The organism is Bacillus mycoides (assembly GCF_018742245.1).
Lineage (GTDB): Bacteria > Bacillota > Bacilli > Bacillales > Bacillaceae_G > Bacillus_A > Bacillus_A cereus_U.
Window position 1 is genome coordinate 2,028,750 of the sequence record NZ_CP036132.1, and the last position, 24,658, is coordinate 2,053,407.

The following is a 24,658-nucleotide window of genomic DNA, read 5'->3' on the forward strand; positions in this document are numbered from 1 at the left end:
ATGAAAATTATTTAAACTGTATAGAGGGTGAAGAGTCAGGATGTGGGATATAAAAGAAGAAGATTTAGATAAGTTTAGGATGACATGTGAATATCGTTTAAGTCCTGAAGGTGCTACAGGATTTATGTTTGGAGGAATACTATTTAGTTCAATAACCATTTTTTCTATTGTTTTATCAGCTGGGTGGGATTACTGTATGCTTCTCTTTAATATAGGAATTGTTAAGTTAGAAGTGTTATTATATAGCCTACAAATAATTCTATTAATTATTTATTCATTCCCGAAAGCTCAATTTAAATTTCAAAAGTTACAAACAATTGTTGTATTATTATATTCATTCCAAATGGCAACAATAGCGCCTACTGCTTTGACTGTTACTAAAATGGCTAATAATTCAATTGACTGGATTACACTAATGTATGCAGGTGTATTGCTTTTGGGAGCAGTTGTTGTTCATATCGTGACAACAATTGATACGTTTAAACAAGCGAGTGAAGGTGCGTTTAGTATGGATGAGAGGTCTGCTTCTTTCTTTAGTAAAACAAAAGGAAAGATGATGAAGTGGGCTACACTATACGCAGTAACTATTCTTATTTTGATATATTTTCATAACGATTATGGATTTGATGATTTATTTATGTATGTAGTAGGGACCTTTTTAATGTATACGATAGCAATCGGAGCAGCTGAATTTCAGCTATTAGCATATTGCAGGTTTAAATTTCCGTCATTTAATATTTCATGGGAGCAACATAAAAGAGAGACTCCAAGATATCGAAAGAAAAATAAAAAAGGTAAATCGAAACGTAAGGCATAAAGAAAGTGTGTATTGTAAGTTTTGATGGTGAAAAAGTGATAATTTATAGGAGAGTATTTGAACTACAAAAAGAAAATTTACTTATGTAAGGTGATTAAAGTGATTAGAAGATAATCTGATCGAAAATATAGAGAGTGTAGTGTGATGATGAAATGAACACAAAAAAGGTTTCTAAAATGATTACTATCATAATAGCGACATAAGTGTGATGAATGTTTCATAAATATTTCTATTTGTAGTGGAAAGAATTTGAGAATAAACATGTAGCCCCAATTGCTGGAGTAGATCCAATAGTTGGGGCGTTTATCTGTCTAAATTTAGTTTGAATGCATAACAGTTTTTAGTTAGAGTCCTCGCTCCTCAAGTAGTTTCTTCATCTTCATAATAACGGTGTGAAGTTTTTGTATAATCGGCTTTTATTGCAAAGTTACAACTATTTCCGCTTTTAGAGTACCCCTTATTATCGATACATCGTCCACATTCCAATATCTTTAAATCCTAACCGCTTATAAATTCGTCCAGCAGCTGGATTGTTATAAAATAAACAAAGTGTTCGGCCTTCTTTCGTAAAGTCTTGAATCATTTTTTGTAATATGAGCGAAGCATATCCATTCCCGCGATAATTCGGGTGTGTACATACACCAACTACCATTGCGGATAATGAATTTTCAGCGGAAGTAGAGGCGGATGCGATGATTGCGCCGTTTTTTTCAATATAATATGTACGTCCTGTAGTTGTTTCGATAGCTTGCCTTAACATTTTTTCTGATTCATTAGCAGCTGGGAATTCAGAGATGTTACTTCGTAATTGCATAATTCGTTCTATATCATCTAGTGAGGCAAGTTTAATTGTTTCATGAATTGGTGTGTTAGGTAAGTTATTGTCATCTAGACATTCACAAAAATACATTTCATTTTTGGCCCCCAGTTGTATACTTGGAGCAGTTTCAAATCTTTCTACAATAGTTGACTTACCAGAGAGTTTAAGCGGCTTATATGCTGAAAGAAGTGCCTCATAGTCAGTAACCACAAACTCTTCTTTACTATAAGGTATAAACGCATCATGAAAGCGAAGTAAAATAGATTTTAATGTTCCGCTTTCTTCAAATGCTCCCCATAACTCTTGAAAGTCTGTTTCGTAACCAAAAGCCTCAATATCTCCAATAATAAACAAGTTAAGGGCTACTTCTTCTTTTAGAAAAGAAAATACTTGTTCATGATCTTTCTTTGTTAATTTTCGTATCATAACAAACTACCTCTTTTTTGTTTTTTCTAAATATTATAACTTTATATTTTTGAAATCAATATAAAATTTTATGTTTAGTTCACAAACTTTCGGAAAAACTAGGAAAGATATGACAAAGGAGGTTATGAACGGTGGATCATCCAATTCAAGGGTTAATGAAAGCAGCGATGGAAAATTTAAAGGAAATGGTCGATGTAAATACGATTGTTGGGGAGCCTGTTCAAACGGCTGACGGTGGTGTAGTGTTAACAGTTTCTAAAGTAGCGTTCGGTTTTGGAGCAGGAGGTTCTGATTTCCAGACGAATGATGGACAAAGAGCGAATGGTAACCCTGCATTTGGTGGCGGTAGTGCGGGTGGTGTGTCAATTACACCAGTAGCATTTCTAGTCGTGAATAAAGATGGGGTAAATATTCTTCATTTACAAAATGCGACACATTTAGCAGAAAAAATAATTGAATTAGCTCCACAAACAATCGATAAAATTCAATCGATGTTCCAAAAAGATGAAAAAAAAGAGGGGAATCATCACCCTCAAAATCCAGATGATATCCTTTAAAAACGCCTGCTTATGAGCAGGCGTTTTTTCTTGTAATCAGTATGTAATAAAACACATGAAATTGTAAATAGTTTTTGAAGTTTTTTCTATGTTTCTAAAATTTTTCATGTTAAAATATGCTATAGAATTGAAACATATAAAACGAAGGTGGCTAGGTGCTTTGTCTGGAGGATCTGACCAAGTAAACAATATGATATATATTAATGGTAATCGTCGGGGTCATTGTTTTATTACATCTGGAATTACGTTTAAAGAGTTTGCAAGTAACATCCCTTCACCGCTTCATCAAGTATTGCTTTTAAAGCATAATTTTGAGTGGACAGATTTTCATTATCATACTTTATTTGAATATGTTGAGGAAGAAAACATACATAAACTCATTCAAGCAGAGATTGATGAATTTGATGAATTTTGTTGGGTAGATTTCGATGATGCAAGCGATTTAGATGAGTTAGAGCCAAAAGAAATTGCAGAATTATTATATTTGGCTCACAAAAAAGAACCACTTGGAAGAACGTTCTTCCCATTGTTGAAGAATAGATTCGTTTATTTTTCACATGATGACGGTTGGTACAACAAAGTGTATTACCGTAGAATCGGTGATTTTGTAGGAATGCTAAGTAAAGTGATTCCATATAAACTCGGTTCGTTTGGAAAGAAACGTTTTACTTTCTTCCAAAAATCAAAAATTTTCCCAGCAATTTCAAAGGAAGTTATCCTTGGGCTTATGCCGTTAATGGAAGATGGGTTATACATTGATTTAGCGGGGAAAATTGAGTCGAGAAGAGGTCTTGAAATTCCGGTATATGTAGTAGGATCATTCGAAAGTACGGATGAGGTACTAGATAATATCGATGAATTGAAAGCGGAAGCAACAGAAACGGGTTGGCTCATTTTTGATAAGAAAGAACAAGAGTGGCAATGGGTTGTGGACTAAGAAAACTTGGCGCATGAAGTCAAGTTTTCTTGTCTTTTGAAAGGAGAACAAATGAAGAAATATTATACAATTGTGGGTATTGTAAGTATTATTCTCGTGGCGATATTACTTATAACTTGTCCGAAAGAATCAGATTTTAAATTGTATTTAGAGGATAAGTATGCATTGAAATGTGACGAGAGTAGCTTTGAATGCACGCAAAATGTAGATGAAAAAAAAGAGAAATTACAGTTTGAAAGTATTGATGCACGAAATGGTGTTTTCTTTATGACTGTAAAGCAAACGTATAAAACAGAAGCTGGTGTTACGAAAGAATATAGCGGAGTAGGTATATTCGGTACATTTCTTTTTGTTTCAGAGAAGACTTTCTAGTAATAGAAGGTCTTTTTTTTATGCTTATGTTCATATAGATGAAGTAAGACAAGCATAGGAGGGGTATTGATGAAGAAGGGATGTATCGTTTGTGGTGGTGAGGAGTTTTTTTCTTCAACATTATATGCACGTACGAAACAAGATTGGGCATATGCGCCAAACATGTACCGATTTGAAAAGGTGTTTATTGAGCATAGAGATGAAGAAAATTATCCGGTTTTTCAAGAAATTACAGCGAAGCATTGTTGTGGATGCGGTCATATCATGTTGTATCATGAATGAACACACCAAGTATAACTTGGTGTGTTTTTTTTAAAACGCTGATAAAGCAAGCGGATATAGTAGAGTGAATAAAACAGAAAAACTGCCAAAACCAATTGCGGTATATCCAAGTGTTCTCGCTCCAAAATTGACAGCTAATAAACCAACTAAAATAGCTAGGGAGCCGAGTGTAACAGGATAAAAAGCAATGGAGAATAACGAAAGAAATAATGCGACATAGCCGATCATTGCACCGGTATTTGTACCTTCTATTTCATTTGCAATTTCTTTGCGCTCATGTCTAATCGGAATACCAGCTGGAGATATTTCAGCTGCATACTCTTCGTTTTTTTCACCACTTTTAAAATGATGATTTCTCTTTCTTCGCATGTACATCCCTCTCTTTCAATTGGGTGTATCTATAGTATCTTTCATAAGGAACAGAACATGAGTATGAGTTAAACCCAAGTAAAGCAAAAATTGGAGAAAATAGATTTCGTTGTTATCCTGTTCATCTCCTTATTAAGATAAAATGAAACTTTAATCAGTGGGGGTTTTGTCCATCCCCACTGATTATTAGCCCTCACCAAGCGGGCTTTTACGGGCAGTTATCTCCCACCTAACTTCCTCGCATTCGCCGAATTCTACTGCCCGTTAATGCGGGATAAACAGGAATTTTGGAAAATGATGTAGAATGAAATGAATGATAATACGTGAAGGTAGGGGAATGTATGACGAAGTTTAATTGGCATGAATCGGCAGAGAAAAAATGGGATAACAATGCAGAGTTTTGGAATCAAAATAGTCAAGAAATGTGGGATAGCGGGAGCAGGAGTACAATCATTCCATTTTTTGAGCAGTACGTGGAAAAGGAAGTACAAGTGTTAGATGTTGGCTGTGGTGATGGGTATGGTACATATAAATTAAGTCTTACTGGGTACAAAGCGGTTGGGGTGGACTTATCGGAAGTTATGATTCAAAAGGGTAAGGAACGCGGAGAAGGCCCAAGCTTATCTTTTATAAAAGGTGATCTTTCTTCATTACCATTTGAAAATGAGCAATTTGAAGCAATTATGGCAATTAATTCTTTAGAATGGACCGAGGAGCCATTGCGAGCATTAAATGAAATAAAGCGTGTTTTAAAGAAAGAGGGATACGCATGTGTTGCAATTTTAGGACCGACAGCAAAACCGAGAGAGAATAGTTATCCTCGCCTATACGGCAAAGATGTTGTTTGCAATACGATGATGCCTTGGGAATTTGAACAGTTAGCAAAAGAACAAGGATTTGAAGTTGTAGATGGCACCGGCGTATATAAGCGCGGAGTAAATGAGAAGATGTTAGGTCAACTACCTACAGAGTTACAACAATCGTTAACGTTCTTATGGGTATTTATGTTAAAAAACGTATAACGAAATCAAAAAATTTTTAGGAGGTAAAAAAGTGCAGAAAATACAAAAAACTGATACAATATCATCAGAACCAATTAAAGGGGGACTAGGGTATATGACAACTACTACAACAGTTAAATCCGATATTGAAATCGCACAAGAAGCAAGTATGAAGAAGATTCAAGAAATTGCAGCTAATTTAAATATTTTAGAAGAAGAACTAGAGCCATATGGACATTATAAAGGCAAGTTATCTCTTGATATTTTTAAGCGTTTACAAGATGAGAAAGACGGTAAAGTTGTTTTAGTAACAGCGATTAACCCAACTCCAGCAGGAGAAGGTAAATCAACAGTAACAGTTGGTTTAGGTCAAGCTTTTAATAAAATTGGTAAGAAAACAGTAATTGCACTTCGCGAACCATCTCTTGGACCAACAATGGGATTAAAAGGCGGAGCAGCAGGTGGCGGTTATTCTCAAGTAGTACCAATGGAAGATATTAACCTTCACTTTACTGGAGATATTCATGCGATTACAACTGCCAATAACGCATTAGCGGCGTTCATTGATAATCATATCCAACAAGGAAACACACTTGGAATTGATACGCGTAAAATCGTTTGGAAACGCTGTGTTGACTTAAATGATCGTGCCCTTCGTAACGTAGTAATTGGCCTTGGTGGACCGGTTCAAGGTGTGCCACGTGAAGACGGTTTTGATATTACAGTAGCATCTGAAATTATGGCCGTATTCTGCCTTGCAACAGATATTCAAGATTTAAAAGCTCGTCTATCTCGCATTGTTGTCGCTTATAATTTTTCAAATCAACCTGTAACAGTTAAAGATTTAGGCGTAGAAGGTGCGTTAACACTGCTATTAAAAGATGCATTAAAACCGAACTTAGTACAAACATTAGAAAATACACCAGCTATCATTCATGGCGGACCATTTGCGAATATCGCTCACGGTTGTAACAGTGTTATCGCTACGACGATGGCAGCAAAATTAGGTGATTATGTTATTACAGAAGCTGGATTCGGTGCAGATTTAGGTGCTGAGAAGTTTTTAGACATTAAAGCACGTGCAGCTGGTATTAAACCAGAAGCGGTAGTTATTGTTGCGACTATTCGTGCGCTTAAAATGCACGGTGGCGTGGCGAAAGATCAATTAAAAGAAGAAAATGTAGATGCGTTAGCAAAAGGAATGGAAAACTTACAGAAGCATGTTGAAACAATTCAAAGCTTCGGTGTTCCATTCGTAATTGCCATTAACAAATTCATTACTGATACAGATGCAGAAGTTACATACTTACAAGAATGGTGCAATGAGCGTGGCTATGCAGTATCCTTAACAGAAGTTTGGGAGAAAGGTGGCCAAGGCGGAGTTGACCTTGCTGAGAAAGTGTTAAAAGAAATTGAAAAAGGTGAAAACAACTACGCACCACTTTATGAATTAGAATTACCATTAGAAGAAAAGATTCGTACAATTGCTCAAAAAGTGTACGGCGCAAAAGATATTGAATTTGCTCCGAAAGCACGTAAGCAACTAGCTCAATATGAAGGAGAAGGTTGGAGTAACCTACCAATTTGTATGGCGAAAACACAATACTCTCTTTCTGATGATGCAACAAAATTAGGTCGCCCATCTGACTTTATCGTTACAATTCGTGAATTGAAACCATCTATCGGTGCAGGGTTTATCGTTGCGTTAACAGGAACAATGTTAACAATGCCTGGTCTTCCTAAACAGCCAGCTGCGCTTCAAATGGATGTAAATGAAGATGGAAAAGCAGTAGGTTTATTCTAAAAGGTTGTAATTCATCTCGTTTATCTGTAAACTATATATACATCAAGTGGCGCCTTTCCATAGAAAGGCGCCTGTTTTTTGGAGGAAATTATGTTTGATCCAACTGCTTTTGAAAATTTAAAGGTAATTGTGGAAGGAGCTGTCTATGATTTCGATTTACACGGTGATATTCTCGTAACAGATCGAAAAGATGTGATGGATCTTGCTTCATTAAGTCGTATGTATAGTATTTCATTTCAACTAACAGAAACATTTAAAACGCTGGTAGAGGCGACATTTTCACTATCTGTTGATGCGAAGAATTTATCAGGTGAAATATTAGAAGTACCTCAGTTTATACCAGGTTGTGAAATGAAGTTAGCGTTCTCGTTCGAAATGGAACAGCCAGAGATAGGATGTCAAGAAATTGAAGCTTTATTGCAATCTATTTGGGGAAAAGAGCGAATGATTACACAGAAAATTTCATACGAATATAATAAGCAAGCGATTTCATATCATAATAAGGTAGAGGTTCTATTTCAAAAAGCGATTACAGAAGACCATGTTGATGATTTAATAGCTGTTATTTCACACATGATAGAAACGGTGCGAACAATACAACATTTTCTTCAAAAATAGAGATAAAGGAGAAAAACAAATGATAAAAGATATGCAACCATTTTTACAACAAGCTTGGGAAAAGGCTGGTTTTAAAGAGTTTACTGAAATTCAAAAACAAGCGATTCCAACTATTTTAGAAGGACAAGACGTTATAGCTGAATCTCCAACTGGAACAGGAAAAACATTAGCGTACTTATTACCACTTTTACATAAAATTAATCCTGAAATTAAACAACCTCAAGTTGTAATTTTAGCGCCAACTCGTGAACTTGTTATGCAAATTCATGAAGAGGTTCAAAAGTTTACAGCAGGAACTGATATTTCAGGTGCGTCTTTAATTGGTGGTGCGGATATTAAGCGCCAAGTTGAAAAATTAAAGAAACATCCGAGAGTTATTGTCGGTTCACCAGGACGTATTTTAGAATTGATTCGTATGAAAAAATTAAAGATGCATGAAGTGAAAACGATTGTATTTGATGAGTTTGATCAAATTGTAAAACAAAAGATGATGGGTGCTGTACTTGATGTAATTAAATCAACGATGCGTGATCGTCAATTAGTATTCTGCTCGGCGACAATAACAAAAGCTGCAGAAGATGCGGCACGTGATTTGACAGTTGAACCACAATTAGTACGTGTAACACGCTCAGAGGCACAGAGCCTAGTTGAACATACGTATATCGTTTGTGAACGTCGTGAAAAAAATGATTATATTAGAAGAGTTATGCATATGGGAAATGTAAAAGCAGTTGCCTTCTTAAATGATCCATTCCGTTTAGATGAAATTACTCAGAAACTAAAATTCCGTAAAATGAAAGCAGCAGCACTTCATGCAGAGGCAAGCAAACAAGAGCGTGAAGTAACGATGCGCGCTTTCCGCAGCGGGAAATTAGAGATTCTACTTGCTACTGATATTGCAGCACGTGGATTAGATATCGATGATTTAACACACGTAATCCACTTAGAGTTACCAGACACAGTAGACCAATATATTCACCGCTCAGGACGTACTGGACGTATGGGCAAAGAAGGAACAGTCGTTTCGCTTGTAACAGAACAAGAAGAGCGTAAATTACTTCAATTTGCGAAAAAATTAGGTATCGTGTTTACGAAACAAGAAATGTTCAAAGGAACATTTGTAGAATCGAAACCACCAGCACCAAAGAAAAAGAAACCAGCTTTTACTGGTAAGAAAAAACCTAGATAAATGAATGGAAAGACGTAACTATGCGTAGTTACGTCTTTTTTGTTTATAAGTTATTAAATAGTAATTTCAAATATATGAACGATTCTATAGGGAATATCGATTTATCGACAAAACACGGCAATAGTGTTAGTTTCTAATTTTGTATGTGCATTGAATGAAATGAGTCAGTCGATAAATTTCGTGAAGAGATACATATAAAATAAAAGGGTTAATAAGAGCACCTATAGAAAGCTACATAGAATATAAAAACCATTAGGGGGAAATGAAATGATTCATAAAGTCGGACAAATTATGTTATATGTAAATAATCAAGATGAGGCAGTAAATTTTTGGACAGAAAAAGTAGGGTTTCATGTAATCGCAGAGGAAGATAACAATCAAGGAATGAGATGGATTGAAATCGCTCCAACTAATGATGCTGAGACGAGTATCATATTACATAATAAAGAGGTTATCTCCAAAATGAGCCCAGAATTGAATCTTGGTACACCATCGTTAATGTTTTTCTCGGAAAGTCTTGAACAACTATACAAAGATTTAACAAATAAAAATGTTACAGTTGGCGAAATGGTAACTATGCCTACTGGTAAAGTGTTTAACTTTGCTGATAGTGAAGGGAATTATTTTGCGGTAATGGAAAAAAAATAATTATATAGTTATGTAAAAATCCCCCTCGTATGTAATGAGGGGGATTAAATATTTGAAGTGAATTTTTCATTAGAGCGTTGCTCAATATAAAAAGCTCCTTTTTCAATAGCTGTCTCAATATAACCAACGATTTGATCAAATGAAAACACTTGTAAGTTTTCGTGCAAGTGTTGCTCAGGGTATAGCATATCTTCAAAAATATATTGCCGAAAAGCTAAAACATTCTCTCTAGAAATCTCCTTGATATTCACAATGTTAGCCTCTTGATTAAGTAGGGCGAAGAGCTGTTGTTCTTTATCGTAATGATGCAACAATTGTGCGTTCAATAATTTAAAATCGTTATAGTACATAGGCACGATAGTTTCGTCGTTCTCAATTCTGTTTTTTAGCCAAGGTAGAAAAAATCCACTTAGCCAATTATCATCGGCAATGAGGTGGGTATAATAACCTAAAATATAAGAGGAATCCATATGATCTTCATATTTATGAATAAATGAATCATAATCTATTCTTCTCGTATAGTTTTTCGTTGTACCAGCGTAAAAATGTGAAGTTCCTTTTTCTTCTTTTGAATGAACAGCATCAGGAGCCACACCACCAAGTAAGAAAGAGGTTTTATCTTGAATAGAAAGTTTCTCAGCAATACCGTTAGCGATAATGATATGCATAATTCGTGATCCCATGAATAACACCTCTATTTCATGTATTCATTTTAGGGAGCTGTTTGAACGTGTAGTATTACTTTCCCTGTACTTTGTCTACTTTCGACCAATTCATGTGCTTTCCCTGCATCTTGAAGAGGAAAAGATTTCGTAGTTTTAATTTGTAAACTTCCATCGCGTAAATAACGGAAAACTTGATTCGCAGTTTCTTGAAGCAATTCAGGACGTTTTTTTCGTGTAGTGCCAAAGCTGAAGCCGAGTATAGAACGGCAACTTGCGTGTAAATCTTTCGTTTGAAAACTACCAACTTCTCCGCTAGCATTGCCGAAATGGACGAGACGACCGTAATAAGCAAGGCAGTCTAAACTTCTTTCGGACACAGTACCAGAAATAGAATCTAAAACAATATTAACGCCTTCTCCGTTTGTAAGCTGATCTACCCTCTCTACAAAATCTTCATCTTGATGACAAATAACATAATCAGCGCCAGCATCTAAAGCAATTTTTCTTTTTGCTTCACTTCCGACAGTCCCGATTACTTTTTTAGCCCCTAATAATTTTGCGAGTTGAATCGCAGTAGTACCAATTCCTCCAGCAGCGGCATGAATTAGAACAGATTCACCTTGCTGAAGTCTTGCAACATTTGCAAGTAAATTGTAGCTTGTAAAAGATACGATAGGGCAGGCAGCTGCAGTTCGGAAATCAACTTCATCAGGTAATACAAAAGTAAGATTTTCGTTCGCGACAACATAATCAGCGTAAGAGCCATTTTGAGGAAAAGTAATGACACGCTGGCCAGGATAAATATTTTTCACATGAGAACCTACGTGTTCTACAATACCAGCTGCATCTATCCCTGGAATAAAAGGTAAGGTTTTGTTTCCTTTTTTGCCATAACGTGATTTAATATCGGCGAAATTAACACTAGTAGCAACAACGCGAATTAAAACTTGATTATCTGAAATTGTAGGAATATCCATGTCCGTATATTTCAACACTTCAGGACCACCGAATGAAGTTACAACGATAGCTTTCATATACATCCTCCTAAATTTGAATATATATATTATTTTAAATCTTCATTAGGAATTGGAAAATTATATAATTGTTATGCAGGGTTATAAGTGAAGCTTATGAAGCCATTGCATCCTTATATTAATTTATTTGAAAAATCTTTGAAAGAAATCGAACGAAATATCGTTTGCTTGCCAATATATAGTGTAGGACAAAGGAGGGATGGTATATGAAGGATGAAACAGTATACACAGAACTAATCCAATTAACTTTATCAGGAAATAAAGAAGCGTATAGTGAGTTGTATGATAAAACGATTCAAGAAGTATATAAGACAGCACATTTTTTAATAGAGGATAAAGCAGATATAGATGATGTCGTTCAGGAAATATACATACAGCTATATGAATCGCTTCGTAAATATGATAGTGAGAAGCCATTTCGTCCATGGTTAATTGGACTTGCGATTAAACAAATTCATTCTTATAGAAGAAAGAGGTGGATGCGACTGCGAATTGTAAAAAAAGCAGAAGAGCAAAGAAAACCAGTACAAATTGATTTTTCTAGCGATGTTGTAAGTAAAATATCAAACCAAAAATTAATTGAACTCATTCATAAATTACCATATAAATTGAAACAAGTTATTATCTTAAGATACTTACATGATTACTCACAAGAAGAAGTAGCACATATATTACATACTCCAATCGGTACCGTGAAGTCCAGAATTCATGCAGCACTAAAGAAACTACGTCAAAAAGAGCAAGTAGAAGAAATCTTTTTAGGAGAGGTAGGGAATGTGAAATGAGTTTAGATTGTAGAGTTAGGGAATCAATACAAGAAGAAGCGAAAGGGATTATAGCCCCGCCAGAGTTAAAAGAAAAAGTAATCGTTCAAATTAAAATGAAGCGCGGTGGAAGTAAAAGGAAGAAGCGCCTTATCGCAGGAGTGCTTGCAGCCGCATTTTTAATTCCGACAACTGGTTTTGCTTATCAATCTATTATGGCAGATGGTATATACGGGTCGTTTGAAAATTTAAAGAAGCATGCCGGAGCTATAACATTAGAAGGATACATGCGTTTTAATGCAAAGTTATCTCAAGCGAAAGATGAAATGGGTGCAAAAGAATATGAAGAGTTTACAAAAGAACTAAAGAAATTAACGAATGCAAAGCTTGAGTACGGGGATTCGAATGGTAATATTGATTATGATCAATTATCGCCAGCTAAAAAAGTGGAATTGAAAAAGGTAGAAATGGAGCTTCAGCCGTATTTTGATAAATTAAACGGCCATAAATCTAGTAAAGAAGTATTAACTCCTGAAGAGTATGAACAATATATGGAAGCATTAATGGCATATCAAACCGTATTAGTAAAAACGAAATCGAGTGGCGGAATAACAGCAGACGAAGTACCTGAGGCGTACAAAGAAAAATTTATTAAAGCGGAGCAGTTTATGGAATATGTAGATGAAAAGGTGAGATAAATAAAAAGCTCATAGCTTTAGCTTTGAGCTTTTCTTATTGAAATGTAAATATATTAACCACTTATTCCTTTTGCTATCAATAGGAAATATACAACAAAATAGAGTGTTTAATTATATTTTTTCATGTTTGCATTGTCTTTTTGTATAAAACAATCTAAAAACGAGTAACCAGCTATTAAACTAATAATAGTAACAAAAGTTGTATTTATAAGAATAATATTAGTTAAATAAGGTAGGTATCCACCAACTGGTGAAAAGAGTAGAGCTGGAGAAAAGGAAATGATTAGTGTAGGCAACGTAATAGCGATAAATTTATCCAGCTGAAAGTTCCAATTTTGTTTACTCGTTTCGTGATTAATGGATTGTAGGAATCGTAATAAAATGCCGACTAAAAGAGGGAAGAGTGTAAAGTAGAATAACCTTGGATAAACGTTAAAGTTCACTTGCGCGTCTGTATCTAAATAAAATTGAATTTTAACACCTACAACTAATAATAAGATGATAAATAATGTAAAGCAGAGGTATAGTATCACTTTTTGCATTCCATTCCACCATCCTTTATTAAAAAATATATTCAAGGAGCGAAGATATATACGATAATGGCGTTGTATATATCTTCGTTTTCTATTAGTTAATTGTGGATTTTGTTTGCTTCGTTAAGTAATCAATAATTCCCATCGCGCTAATTTCTAAATCAAGATATAAAATATTATAAACAGAATGATTTGATGGAATGTTTAGCTTTGTAAGATGAGTAGAGACTTTCTCCATTAGTAAAGATTGTAATGCCTTAGTAGCCTCATCAAAATTAGTATGTTTTTGAAAAACTTCATTTCCAGTATTAACGAAAATAGGTAACCAATGTTCAAGTTGGCTATATACTTCTGTAACATTGGCAGATGCGCCGTAATGACCGAAATAAATAGTATCTACATTCATACTTTGAATGTGATTTTTAGAGGCAATCATCGCATCTGGCTGGAATTGTGAAGGGGACGTTGATGGTAGATATAATTCTACACCAAGATCAGCTAGTTCCCTATAATAAATTCCAATCGTATCACCAGTGAAAATGCCGTTTGTTTTTGAATCGTGAATGCTAATATGGTGTTTCGCATGTCCCGGTGTATCATAAAATGTAAGTGTACGGTCTTCTGCAATTTTTAATGTATCACCATTTTGTACAATGTGAACACGTTCTTCTTCAATTGGAAGAATTGGATCAAAAAGTTTATCAAAATCTTCTTTGTACACAGCTTTTGCGCCAAGAATTAGTTTTGTTGGATCAATCATATGACGAGCCCCGCGCGGATGGACAAATAGAGTAGCATTTGGGCACTTTTCCATCATTAACCCTGCTGCGCCTGCGTGATCTAAATGAACATGTGTAACGATAATGTTTTTTACATCATTTAAATTAATATGTAATTGCTGTAAGCCGTCTAAAATATAGGGAAGAGAAGGGGCTGCACAAGTTTCAATTAAAGTAATATCGTCACCTAATAAAACGTATGTACCTGTGCGTTCATCATGTTGTAAGTCATAATCATCAATAAGATATAGATGAGAAGATAGTTGTTCTACTTTTTTCATACTTACCACTCCTTATATATTTGCATGTTTTTTATTATACGCTAAAAAAGAAAAAGGCAGAAAACGAAAATTTCGTCTTCTGCCTTTATGTAATGTTGTTATTTAGTTTGTTCTTTATTGATAAACATAACGAACAGTCCAACAATACCGCCAACTAACGGAAGAATAATCTCTCCTGCTAAATTAAAGTAGGAACTTAGGAATAAGCCATTTACATCAATTACCCAACCAGTAACATACAATAACATCATATATAGTACGAAATAAAACTCACGATTTGAAATCATTTCACGTTGTGCAGTTTTCATAATCAACACCATCCTTTTCTTTTATAATGGAATTGAAAATGTCACAATTTATAATGCAAACTGTCACATTTTGTTCACAATTCAATTGTAAAACTTTCCATCATTAAAGTCTAGTAGTTTGTGTCGAATTTTTGAACAAGAATAAAGCGCTATCATTTTAATGTGTAAGTATTGTAATAAGAGCCGTATATTCACTAATGTAGTATAGTATAAACATAGAATGATAGTGAAGAGAGGGGTAGGAACAATGACAGTTTATGATTTTTCAGCTAAAACAATAACAGGAGAAGAAAAATCGTTAAAAGATTACGAAGGCAAAACACTTCTTATTGTAAATGTAGCTAGTAAATGTGGATTTACACCACAGTATAAAGGATTACAAGAAGTATATGATAAATATAAAGAACAAGGACTAGAGATACTCGGTTTCCCTTGTAATCAATTCGGGGGACAAGAACCTGGTACAGAAACGGATATTACAAGTTTTTGTGAATTGAACTACGGTGTAAACTTCCCGATGTTTGCAAAGATTGATGTGAAAGGTGATAAGGCTCATCCCCTTTATACATACATGACAGAACAAGCACCAGGTTTACTTGGTATGAAAGCTGTGAAATGGAACTTTACTAAGTTTTTAATTGGAAAAGACGGGAAAGTAGTAGGGCGTTTTGCACCGCAGACGAAGCCGGTGGATTTAGAGGTTGAGATTGAGAAGGTGCTTGGGGAATAATTAGGAGTTAGCTATCTTTTATTATGTTTATTAAATAACACCTCAAAGAACAAAGTAGTTCTTTGAGGTGTTTTCTTTAAACTCACATTATCAAGATTAAATCACTGGATCGAAGTCATTTGATTTAGGCAGAGAAGCTGCTTTTTTCATAAGCACTTCCCATAAGTGTACGGATTTCTTCCATTCGGCTGCGGCCTGTCCCTTTTGATACATAGCGTTCTCATAACTGAAAGTAAGTTGCTGCATATCGGCCGAGTTGTAAAGTGTATCGATGCGGAGAGCGTATTCTCGGAATGTTTGACTTTCACCCCGTGGTATGCCGATTCTCGCAAATTGTTTTAAAAGTGCACCGTAAGCTTTTCTATAAACAGCATCATCTTTTCGATATTTATAGAAAAGAATAATAAAAAATGTAATCCATTTCATTCTAGTGGTGAAGAGAATGTATCCTATAATACTAATCGGTATCGTAGAGAGGAATACGTACCACCAAGAAAATCCATTTTTAGAATTTGTGATCTTTTTAGTAGGAGCTTCTTCTGTATTTTCTATTAAACTTTTGAGCCTTGCTTCATTGTTTCGTTGGTGTATTTGCTCGTTTTTAGAATTATTTTCTTCACTATTTTGTGAAGTAGAAGCAGGAGTATTATTTGTAAAATTATAGGGATTGGTAAATCCTTTTGTTGGTTCGAATGGAATCCATCCGTATTCTGGAAAATATACTTCGACCCAAGAGTGTGCGTTATTATTCGCGATTTTATAAACATTCTCACCTTCTGCATTAGCAAGTGTATTCTCAAGAGTTCCTTCTGTATAGCCTTTTACCCAGCGAGCAGGAATCCCGGCAGAACGAAGTAACACGATCATAGACGTCGAAAAATTATTACAGTAGCCGCTTTTTGTATCGAAAAGGAATTGATCTACATAATCTTGGTTTTTGGCAGGAAATAAGACATTCATTGTTTCGTATACAAAAGAATTGTCGGTGAAGTAATTTTCAATAGCTAATACTTTATCATATCGATTGTCTTTATCATTTGTAAGATTGATAGCCAAGTCTTTTACTCGCTGCGGTAATGATTCGGGAAGTTGTGTGTACTTTGTCATGAAATAAGAACTTGTTTCATGACCTTCATTCGTTTTTACAGCTTTCAAGTTTTCTATGGAAAACTCCGGGAGCTCATATGTTACTTTATATGAATTTAAAGTAGTAGAAGAGTCTCCGTGCATCGTATAGATTTTTTCTGAAAATGGGTCAACGCTGTATGATACATCAGAAGAAGCCTCAACTGATACTAATCCTGCTGGATAGGTAAGGTGAGGATAACTTTTTTGCATGGTGATTGTTGCCTCCGTTGCCTCCGTCTTTGTATTTTGTTCGTACCAGCTCACGACGTCGTTTTTATTTTTAAAAGAAACCTTTTTTTGATTTTCAGAAACTTCCCAGCCTTTTCCTGTATAAAAATCTTTTGTTTCTACTCTCCAATATTGTTTGTTTTGTGTTTGTGCTGTGAAAACAATTGTAGGATCCGCCTTAAAAGGACCGCCTAATCGGGAGTCATCTAAACCATACCCAATTTTAGAAACTTCTTGTTCTTTACTGGCTTCGGATGTATTGAATTTTAAAAAATGCATTGGGTTTGGCCATTGAGGACCAAATTTTGGAGCAAAGTATGCGATGATTGCTGACAATACAATAAATATTGTAAGAGGTCTAAGTAATTTTGAGATTACTCTAGCATAATTTTGTAAGTGTTCCATCTCTTTTATTCGTTCTATGTGAAGAAGACTAAGCATAAAAAAGCCGATGACAACAGTACGAATAATAGCGTAGTTTGCATTGTATAAATGTAAGTTATGAAAAGTTGTGATATAAATAATAGTCAATACAAGAAATAACAATCCACGTTTTTTATGAATCATCCAAAAAGAGATGAAAGCACTCAAAAACCAAAATGATAAAAAAAATAAAAGTGTTGGAAAAACTGGAGAAATATCTAGCAAATTCCCCTGGAAAAACAGGGAGGAATTTCGAGACATATCAGTAAAAAATTTCGTTAGCCAAGATGGATTTATAAAAGCATTTTTATAATACAGGAAATGAATGATGAATAAAATCGTGACGATCTTTATTGGAACCTGCCACCTTGTTTGAAAAAAAGAAAGAGTGAAGCAAATTCCTATAAATATTACAAAAATATCTAATCTACCTACGTTTGTAATACCTATAAGGGGTCTTAGCCATTCTAGTAAAAGTAAAAATGCACATACATGCAGGAAGAATCTGCTCATATCCCATTGGTATTTTGTTTGTAATGTTATCATTTGCTCACCTCAAAAAACACGTTTGTATACCGGTTTTCATAAACCGCGTTTACAAATATTTTTCGTTTTTGTAGAGTTTCTAGTATACTGAGTTCTCGCTGTGAGAGTTGATTTGCTTTTTCTTTCACGACAAACACCATTAATTTTCTATTTTTTATAGCAGCACAGTCAGCCGCCTTTTGAATATCGGGAGAAAGATCGCTTGTCACGAGTATAATCGTTACGGGCTCATAAATTTTTCTTAATTCCATTTCTACACTTTGAGAGAGCGGGAATACACTGTCTGCTTGTACTTTCGCTAAATGACAAAAGATTTGTTGCAACTGAGTACCTCCATTGTCTAAAGGGAAAATAGTTTGTTCTTTTCCGACAGACACGAATGACGCTGGTGAATTTTGCTTCAAGACAGCCCTAACAATAGAGGCAGTAAACGTTACGACTGATTCGAATAGAGGGGACTCAGTTCTGTCCATGAATATCATGATATTATGGCTGCGCTGTTGTTCAAACTCTTTCGTCATAATATTGTTTGTTCGAGCAGTTGCTTTCCAATCAATCCATGAAAAGCGATCACCAGGTTTATAGTCTCTGACACCGACAGAGACTGTAGAGTCTTTTGCTAAATTTATATTTGCTGAAAGCGCTCCTTGTTCGAAATGATTTTCCAATTGTCGATACGTTATATCTACGTACTGGGGATAGATTAAAAATGTATCTGGAACTGAAAAAGTTACTTCTTTCTCCATCATACCGAATAGATCGCCAGTTTTGACACGTACGCTTGAAAAAGTGTGCTCTCCTCTAGGGAGTGTGTCAATCACATATTGAAACGAAATATTTCGTTTTAATCCTGGAAAGAGTATTACCTTATTCATCTTTGTTTGTATACAACTTGTAAATTGTGATGGCAGTTCATCTTCTATAACTAAATAAAGTAAGGGAAAAGGAAATTTTCTTTTTATTGTAATAGTGCTTAAAAATTGTTCTCCTGCTACATATTCGTTTTGGTTTGTTATTCGTTTTACTTCAGCATCCCGTAAAGCGTAGAAGGGGAGTAGTAGTGAATAAAGACCAATAGGAATCGTACTGTAAAACAAAAACCAACTTACAAATCCTCCTTGAAGCATAGCGTACACAAATGTTAAGACTAGGCATAAAGGGATTAGCAATAACTTTATAACGTGATATAGTGCTCGTAGTAGTCGTTTCATCAAAGGTTCATCGTCCTTTGAGTTGGCACGGTAGTTCGTGCAACGATTTTGGCGATAACTTGTTCCCCTGTTATTCCTTCAAATCTTGCTTCCATTTTTAGAATGAGTCTGTGAGCTAAAACGTAAGGAGCTAAAAATTTAACATCGTCTGGAATAATATAATTTCTACCATGGATGAATGCATAAGCCTGTGAAGCTTTCATTAAAGCAATTGAGCCGCGTGGACTTGCACCTAGCTGTATAGAACTATAAGTACGAGTCTGAGTAACAAGCTTTACAATGTAATGTTTGATTGCTTTGTCCATGCTTACTTCCCGTACGCTTTGTTGTAAATAAAGTAATTCTTTTATTGTAGTAATAGCTTGTAAATGGGAGAGTGGATTTGTTTTTTCCATACGGTTTAAAATTTCAAATTCTTCTTCTGGTGTAGGATATCCCATTCTTAGCTTCAACAAGAAACGATCGAGCTGAGCTTCTGGTAAAGGGTATGTTCCCTCATATTCGACCGGATTTTGTGTAGCCATTACAAAGAACGGTTTTGGTAACGGTCTTGTAATGCCATCTATTGTGATAGTGCCTTCTTCCATACTTTCAAGTAAGGCAGATTGCGTCTTTGGAGATGTACGATTAATTTCATCAGCAAGTACAAAATTCCCCATAATCGGTCCAGGCTTAAACTCAAATTGGAGCTCTTTTGGATTGTAAATAGAAACACCTGTTACATCTGACGGCAGTAAATCAGGTGTGAATTGAATGCGCTTGTAATCGGCATCAATTGATTTAGAAAGAGCACGTACTAGCATTGTTTTCCCGACACCGGGAACATCTTCTAATAGTACATGACCTTCAGCTAAGAGAGCTGTCAAGGCTAAAATCGTTTCTTTTCGTTTTCCGACCATTAATTTTTCAATATTGGTGATTATTTTTTCTACAATGGGATGTAATGAATCAAGCTGGGGCATCGTAATCCTCCTAGTTTTATTATCGTTTTCTAATTCATTTAGTGAAAAATAGAATTTAGGTTAAAGAAAAGGAGTTCCTTCATTTTATTGCAGTATGATAGTAATCTAAGAGGTAATTCGTAATGGTATTATATAAGTTCATATTGAGAACTTGTATAAATAGGAAGAAACTTACATGTTAAAAAATCATGGTGAGATACTTTACAATTTCTATGCCCTCAAAGGAAAGCCTACTCTTAATTCTGAGAATATTCAGATTATTAATTCGGATTATATCTAGTATAATTGTTTCCGTAACCAAGGGCAATATAGTAAATAATGATTTCTAGTTTAATGTAAAATATGTCTTAATATAAAATAGTATCGCTGAAAAAATAAATTCCTTACATACAATTTATAATCGTTTCCTTATAGCATTTTTGAAATAATATCAAAACTTTTTTAAGATATTTATAAAGAAAAACGTAGGAATGTCTCCTACGTTTTTTCTTTTGCAAAATAGTCGATACCTCAAAATACTATTCTCCTAATAATCACTGTTGACCTTAAAACTTCACAACGGAGCAAAGAAACCTTTATTTACGAATACTTTCTCTCAAACTTATTTTTTTATGAATTTTTGACAATCTCTTGAACTGTGCGAAATGTCACATCTGTATTTTACAACCTCTCTTATAGTAAGGGTATGTAAGAGAGACGTATTAAAGGAGTGAACACTATGAAGAAGAAACCTTCAGCACTAATGAGACGTGTGAACTACCCCCCACTTAGTATCTCTTACGAGCTTACTTGAAGTGGGGGGCTTCTCGGTTCATCGTTACTTTTGATAGCTAACGAATTTGTCCTAGGACAGCCGAACTAACTCCCTTGTTCCAAAGGTTATTTCTTACGATTTATATCAATGCTAATAACCGCATGGCTTCCTTTTTAATATTGATAGCTGCGTTATAGTCACGACTTATTGTGAGTCCACACGAACACGCATACGTGCGTTCACATAATGGCATTTCTTTTTTATTTCCACAACGACTACACATCTTTGTAGAAGGAAACCATTTATCTATTTTTACAAGCTGTTTACCTTGTTCTTGTAGCTTGTATGCTAAAAATGTCGTGAACATCCGCCAACCGTTGTCCGCTACACTTTTACCAAAGCGAAGCGCTTGTGACATTCCTTTCATATGTAAGTCTTCGATTGCTACAACGTCAAAATGAGTAGCCAATTCTTTAGACTTATGATGAAGGAAATTTTTACGTTGATTTGCGACCTTTTCATGCAACTTCGCTACACGAATGCGTTGTTGATTCCAGCGCGCTGAATCTTTCACACGTCTTGCTAATACTCGTTGTGCCTTTGCTAATTTGTCTAACATCTGACGATAAAAGCGAGGATAATTGGCTTTCTCATCTTCGCTACTCACGTACAATTCAGCCATTGCGAAGTCTAATCCAACTACACGTTCTACTTCTTTTTGAGCGATTTCTTTTTCATATTCGGTCAAAATAGACACGTAATACTGACCAGTTGGTGTCATCGAAATCGTGCACGATTTGATGGTATGGTTTTGTGGTATCTCTCTATGTTGCTTCAATTTCACCATTTTCAATTTCGGTAATTTGATATAACCATGAAATAACATAATATTTCCGTTTACTCGATTCGTTGTATAAGATTTTCTACTTTTTCTACTTTTGAATGTAGGAAACTCACTTTGACCACTAAAAAAATTCTTATACGCAGTTTGCAAGTTTAATTGAGCGTTGGCTAATGCTAATGAATCGACTTCTTTCAACCATTCATACTCTGCTTTGTATTTCGCAGGCGTAGGGAACTTTTGTTTCTTTAGTTCTTCCTTGTTCTCTTTGTATGTTTCGTATAGTTCTTTCCGCTCAGCCAGCATTTTATTATACACAAAGCGTACACATCCGAACGTTTTACGTATGAGATGTGCTTGTTCTTCTGTTGGATACAGCCGAAATTTGTACGCCTTATTATGCTTTGTCATATCAATTCACCTCACTTTTCGCTTCATTTCCCATAAGCTATGACGGTGATTACACAACCTGAACACTACATGATTATTATCTACTTTCATTGTTATACCAAACTGTACCTCTTATAAGACTGATTATATCAGAGGCGAAATAAATAGAAAAATCAAATTTTTGGCTACGCCAAACCGAAATTCATCTCCCACCTACCGCTAGACTATCGTCTTTCACACGCTTGAGGAAGGAGACTTCTTTCGGATAATGCGTTAAAATATTTTTCACCAATAGATCGTTATAACGATAATCATACACAAGAAACATATGAAGATCGCGAATGGGAAAATGTGTACAGAAAGCGTAGGCAACATGATAAAGTAATTCGTTCTACACACGGTGTGAACTGTACTGGTTCTTGTAGTTGGAATATTTATACTCATGTCCTGCACTTTATTTATGCTTTCGTAATGGCACGTGGAAATAAAATGTTATTTTCTAAATGAATATGTTCAAACAAGTCAGATTCAAGAGCTTCAAGGCGCTGGTAAACAAGGCGATAAGTGCCGCAAGCTCCTTCTGGCGGAGTAAAGTCATTTGTCACCTTACGAAGTTCTTTAATAATATTGCCAGCGTGGCTATGTTCATTCTCCAACTCATCTACTACTTTACGTAACTTTGCATAGTTTTCATCAGTTGGATTTTGCTCGAATTCTAAAATTAATGGGAAATCTTCGGTTTCTTCTTTAATTAAATGCTGTTCTAATTCAATTTTAAGTTCATGAAATAGCTTATGAATTTGAGCTAAATGAGGCTGACTAGCCCCATGAACGCGTAATACTTTCGTCACATATGGGCTTAACTGTGGCAATTCTTCATTTAAATAGCGATGATGCTTATTTATAACATAATCAATCAATTCTTGATAAGAAGCATTTTTCCAATCAATTTCAGATTCGTTTAATAGTTTCGTTTTATGATAAAGCGTATTTAACTCTGTGATTACCTCTGATGCTGATAAATTTCTTTCATTAATTGCATCAATAAGTGGTCTATTTCCACCACAACAAAAATCTATTCTATATGATTTAAAAAGATCACTAGCTTTCGGAAATTGTGTTACAATCTCACCGATAATTGAAGTTTCAGTAAATGTATGTTCCATATGAAGACCTCCATAAAGTTTAAATGTAATATCTAAATCAAGAATAGCGATAAATTAAAATCAATGTGGTGATTTAAATCACTTATTATGTGTCATTTTTGAGAATAATAAAAGGAGTTTTATTTAAGTAAGAGGAAGCGTAATTCGTCGCAATACTTTACGATAATAAAAAAAGAAGCTTAGTAGAAGCTTCTTTTTTATTACTATCTTTCACACGCAACTCCATCGCCATCACGATCAAGTTTAGAGCTATATCCTGGTTGGTCTCTATATAATGGGGCTTTCCCAGCATTTTTAACTTCAGTACAATTTTTGAAATATGTATTACTATTGCTTCCAGCAGCCGGTTGTGTTCGAGTTTGCTGTGCTTTTTGTTGTTCCTGTTGTACGCGAGCTTGTTCAGCAGCTTGACGTTGTTGTTCTTCTTGTTTGCGAGCTTGTTCAGCAGCTTGACGTTGTTGCTCTTCTTGTTGTTTGCGAGCTTGCTCAGCAGCTTGACGTTGTTGCTCTTCTTGTTGTTTGCGGGCCTGTTCTTCAGCTTGACGTTGTTGCTCTTCTTGTTGTTTACGGGCCTGTTCTTCAGCTTGACGCTGTTGCTCTTCTTGTTGTTTACGAGCTAGTTCTTCAGCTTGACGTTTCTCATCTTCTTGCTTACGAGCTAGTTCCTCAGCTTGACGTTTCTCATCCTCTTGCTTACGAGCTAGTTCCTCAGCTTGACGTTTCTCATCTTCTTGCTTACGAGTTTTTTCGTCCGCTTCTTTATTTTCTAATTCCTTTTTCTTTGCGTCATCTTTTTTCTCTTCACTATTAGAAGCGACTTGTTTATTAGTTGCTTTCGTTTTTTCAGAAGAAGGACTTGAAATACCTGATAGCGCAACAAAGATGACAAATAAAACAGCTGTAATTATAAATTGTTTTTTTGCTACACCTGTTTTCTTAATAACAGATAATATTGCAAGAACAAGGAAAAATATAAATAGAATGAAACTTAAAGTAGAAAAAAATTCGACGACTGGGTGTTCAGATTTTGTTGTGCCGGTCATTATTAACATAATTGAAATCATAAAAAGAATAACAGTTGGACGACCATATTGTTTTGCTTTTCCATTTTTCTTAAAGAATGAAATGATACATAAGATTAAAAGAATGATAGCAATCAAAAATAAAGCTACACCAATATTACTCAAAATAGTCATTTTCATACCTCCATTTGTAAGATTTTCTTTATTGATTATATAAGAATTCATTGGAAATTACAGGGTTTTTAATAAAATAAAAAGATTTATATTATTTTTAATAGATAAATAAACATTTGTTTTATATATAAGGAAAAATAGATTTAATTCCTATTACATTTTGAAAAGATTTTCATAGATT

General features: G+C 34.9%; 26 protein-coding genes and 1 pseudogene. 14 read left to right on the forward strand and 13 right to left on the reverse strand.

Annotated features, from left to right (window positions below; translation table 11 throughout):
• Positions 1–40: 40 nt before the first annotated feature.
• On the forward strand, positions 41–817 hold the full coding sequence (locus tag EXW56_RS10320; protein ID WP_215597423.1) for a hypothetical protein: 777 nt from the start codon (positions 41–43) through the stop codon (positions 815–817).
• Positions 818–1,277: 460 nt separating this feature from the next.
• Here the strand turns inward: EXW56_RS10320 and EXW56_RS10325 are convergent, their stop codons facing one another.
• Positions 1,278–2,063, reverse strand: coding sequence for a GNAT family N-acetyltransferase (locus tag EXW56_RS10325; protein WP_215597424.1), 786 nt, complete (start codon positions 2,061–2,063; stop codon positions 1,278–1,280).
• A gap of 131 nt (positions 2,064–2,194) precedes the next feature.
• Between EXW56_RS10325 and ytfJ the strand changes: the two genes are divergently transcribed.
• From ytfJ to EXW56_RS10345, 4 genes are all read left to right on the forward strand, one after another.
• On the forward strand, positions 2,195–2,620 hold the full coding sequence (ytfJ, locus tag EXW56_RS10330; protein WP_002158105.1) for a GerW family sporulation protein: 426 nt from the start codon (positions 2,195–2,197) through the stop codon (positions 2,618–2,620).
• Between the two features lie 160 nt (positions 2,621–2,780).
• Entirely contained in the window at positions 2,781–3,557 is a 777-nt protein-coding gene (locus EXW56_RS10335; RefSeq protein WP_002085994.1) for a hypothetical protein, read from the forward strand.
• Between the two features lie 51 nt (positions 3,558–3,608).
• Positions 3,609–3,929 carry a hypothetical protein gene (locus tag EXW56_RS10340; protein ID WP_002118741.1) on the forward strand — a complete coding sequence of 107 codons (321 nt, stop codon included), beginning with the start codon at positions 3,609–3,611 and terminating at the stop codon, positions 3,927–3,929.
• Positions 3,930–3,998: 69 nt separating this feature from the next.
• Positions 3,999–4,211 (forward strand): hypothetical protein, encoded by a 213-nt coding sequence (locus EXW56_RS10345; RefSeq protein WP_002012518.1) that lies wholly within the window; start codon positions 3,999–4,001, stop codon positions 4,209–4,211.
• 30 nt (positions 4,212–4,241) lie between these two features.
• Here EXW56_RS10345 and EXW56_RS10350 read toward each other — a convergent pair whose 3' ends face one another.
• Positions 4,242–4,580, reverse strand: coding sequence for a hypothetical protein (locus tag EXW56_RS10350; RefSeq protein WP_001253195.1), 339 nt, complete (start codon positions 4,578–4,580; stop codon positions 4,242–4,244).
• A gap of 341 nt (positions 4,581–4,921) precedes the next feature.
• Between EXW56_RS10350 and EXW56_RS10355 the strand changes: the two genes are divergently transcribed.
• The 5 genes from EXW56_RS10355 to EXW56_RS10375 all read left to right on the forward strand — a co-directional run bounded on the left by EXW56_RS10355 (position 4,922) and on the right by EXW56_RS10375 (position 9,840).
• Positions 4,922–5,602: a class I SAM-dependent methyltransferase gene (locus tag EXW56_RS10355; RefSeq protein ID WP_215597425.1), complete on the forward strand. Its 681-nt coding sequence runs from the start codon at positions 4,922–4,924 to the stop codon at positions 5,600–5,602.
• Positions 5,603–5,696: 94 nt separating this feature from the next.
• On the forward strand, positions 5,697–7,385 hold the full coding sequence (locus tag EXW56_RS10360) for a formate--tetrahydrofolate ligase (protein WP_033710610.1): 1,689 nt from the start codon (positions 5,697–5,699) through the stop codon (positions 7,383–7,385).
• A 90-nt stretch (positions 7,386–7,475) separates the two neighbouring features.
• Positions 7,476–8,003, forward strand: coding sequence for a hypothetical protein (locus tag EXW56_RS10365; protein WP_002158102.1), 528 nt, complete (start codon positions 7,476–7,478; stop codon positions 8,001–8,003).
• 19 nt (positions 8,004–8,022) lie between these two features.
• Complete coding sequence (locus tag EXW56_RS10370) at positions 8,023–9,192, forward strand: DEAD/DEAH box helicase (protein WP_002158100.1); 1,170 nt, start codon at positions 8,023–8,025, stop codon at positions 9,190–9,192.
• Positions 9,193–9,459: 267 nt separating this feature from the next.
• Entirely contained in the window at positions 9,460–9,840 is a 381-nt protein-coding gene (locus EXW56_RS10375) for a VOC family protein (RefSeq protein ID WP_002200701.1), read from the forward strand.
• Between the two features lie 44 nt (positions 9,841–9,884).
• Here the strand turns inward: EXW56_RS10375 and EXW56_RS10380 are convergent, their stop codons facing one another.
• Both EXW56_RS10380 and EXW56_RS10385 read right to left on the reverse strand, forming a co-directional pair.
• Entirely contained in the window at positions 9,885–10,523 is a 639-nt protein-coding gene (locus EXW56_RS10380; protein ID WP_002200700.1) for a zinc dependent phospholipase C family protein, read from the reverse strand.
• 29 nt (positions 10,524–10,552) lie between these two features.
• Positions 10,553–11,539, reverse strand: a complete 987-nt coding sequence (locus tag EXW56_RS10385) for a quinone oxidoreductase family protein (protein ID WP_215597426.1) — start codon at positions 11,537–11,539, stop codon at positions 10,553–10,555.
• A 206-nt stretch (positions 11,540–11,745) separates the two neighbouring features.
• On the opposite strand from EXW56_RS10385, the gene EXW56_RS10390 reads away from it, so the two are divergent.
• Both EXW56_RS10390 and EXW56_RS10395 read left to right on the forward strand, forming a co-directional pair.
• Positions 11,746–12,324, forward strand: a complete 579-nt coding sequence (locus tag EXW56_RS10390) for a sigma-70 family RNA polymerase sigma factor (protein ID WP_002158094.1) — start codon at positions 11,746–11,748, stop codon at positions 12,322–12,324.
• Complete coding sequence (locus EXW56_RS10395; protein WP_070139202.1) at positions 12,321–13,001, forward strand: DUF3600 domain-containing protein; 681 nt, start codon at positions 12,321–12,323, stop codon at positions 12,999–13,001. The genes EXW56_RS10390 and EXW56_RS10395 overlap by 4 nt, the downstream gene beginning before the upstream one ends.
• A 107-nt stretch (positions 13,002–13,108) precedes the next feature.
• On the opposite strand, the gene EXW56_RS10400 is transcribed toward EXW56_RS10395, so the two are convergent.
• From EXW56_RS10400 to EXW56_RS10410, 3 genes are all read right to left on the reverse strand, one after another.
• The gene (locus EXW56_RS10400) at positions 13,109–13,543 is read right to left on the reverse strand and encodes a hypothetical protein (RefSeq protein ID WP_002200697.1); all 435 of its coding nucleotides are present in this window, start codon (positions 13,541–13,543) and stop codon (positions 13,109–13,111) included.
• Positions 13,544–13,628: 85 nt separating this feature from the next.
• On the reverse strand, positions 13,629–14,594 hold the full coding sequence (locus EXW56_RS10405) for an MBL fold metallo-hydrolase (protein WP_002200696.1): 966 nt from the start codon (positions 14,592–14,594) through the stop codon (positions 13,629–13,631).
• Between the two features lie 98 nt (positions 14,595–14,692).
• Entirely contained in the window at positions 14,693–14,902 is a 210-nt protein-coding gene (locus tag EXW56_RS10410; RefSeq protein WP_070128281.1) for a DUF3925 family protein, read from the reverse strand.
• A gap of 247 nt (positions 14,903–15,149) precedes the next feature.
• On the opposite strand from EXW56_RS10410, the gene bsaA reads away from it, so the two are divergent.
• Positions 15,150–15,632, forward strand: coding sequence for a glutathione peroxidase (bsaA, locus tag EXW56_RS10415; RefSeq protein ID WP_070139204.1), 483 nt, complete (start codon positions 15,150–15,152; stop codon positions 15,630–15,632).
• 96 nt (positions 15,633–15,728) lie between these two features.
• On the opposite strand, the gene EXW56_RS10420 is transcribed toward bsaA, so the two are convergent.
• The 4 genes from EXW56_RS10420 to EXW56_RS10435 all read right to left on the reverse strand — a co-directional run bounded on the left by EXW56_RS10420 (position 15,729) and on the right by EXW56_RS10435 (position 22,136).
• Positions 15,729–17,957, reverse strand: coding sequence for a transglutaminase TgpA family protein (locus tag EXW56_RS10420; protein WP_215597427.1), 2,229 nt, complete (start codon positions 17,955–17,957; stop codon positions 15,729–15,731).
• Complete coding sequence (locus EXW56_RS10425) at positions 17,954–19,168, reverse strand: DUF58 domain-containing protein (protein WP_215597428.1); 1,215 nt, start codon at positions 19,166–19,168, stop codon at positions 17,954–17,956. The genes EXW56_RS10420 and EXW56_RS10425 overlap by 4 nt, the downstream gene beginning before the upstream one ends.
• The gene (locus EXW56_RS10430) at positions 19,168–20,130 is read right to left on the reverse strand and encodes an AAA family ATPase (protein WP_131231138.1); all 963 of its coding nucleotides are present in this window, start codon (positions 20,128–20,130) and stop codon (positions 19,168–19,170) included. The genes EXW56_RS10425 and EXW56_RS10430 overlap by 1 nt, the downstream gene beginning before the upstream one ends.
• Positions 20,131–21,023: 893 nt before the next feature.
• Complete coding sequence (locus EXW56_RS10435) at positions 21,024–22,136, reverse strand: RNA-guided endonuclease TnpB family protein (protein ID WP_215597429.1); 1,113 nt, start codon at positions 22,134–22,136, stop codon at positions 21,024–21,026.
• A gap of 270 nt (positions 22,137–22,406) precedes the next feature.
• Between EXW56_RS10435 and EXW56_RS27940 the strand changes: the two are divergent.
• Positions 22,407–22,553, forward strand: a pseudogene (locus EXW56_RS27940) (hypothetical protein); the annotation flags it as partial.
• A gap of 20 nt (positions 22,554–22,573) precedes the next feature.
• Here EXW56_RS27940 and ric read toward each other — a convergent pair.
• On the reverse strand, positions 22,574–23,281 hold the full coding sequence (ric, locus tag EXW56_RS10445; RefSeq protein ID WP_215597430.1) for an iron-sulfur cluster repair di-iron protein: 708 nt from the start codon (positions 23,279–23,281) through the stop codon (positions 22,574–22,576).
• Between the two features lie 203 nt (positions 23,282–23,484).
• On the reverse strand, positions 23,485–24,477 hold the full coding sequence (locus EXW56_RS10450; protein ID WP_215597431.1) for an excalibur calcium-binding domain-containing protein: 993 nt from the start codon (positions 24,475–24,477) through the stop codon (positions 23,485–23,487).
• Positions 24,478–24,658: the final 181 nt, after the last annotated feature.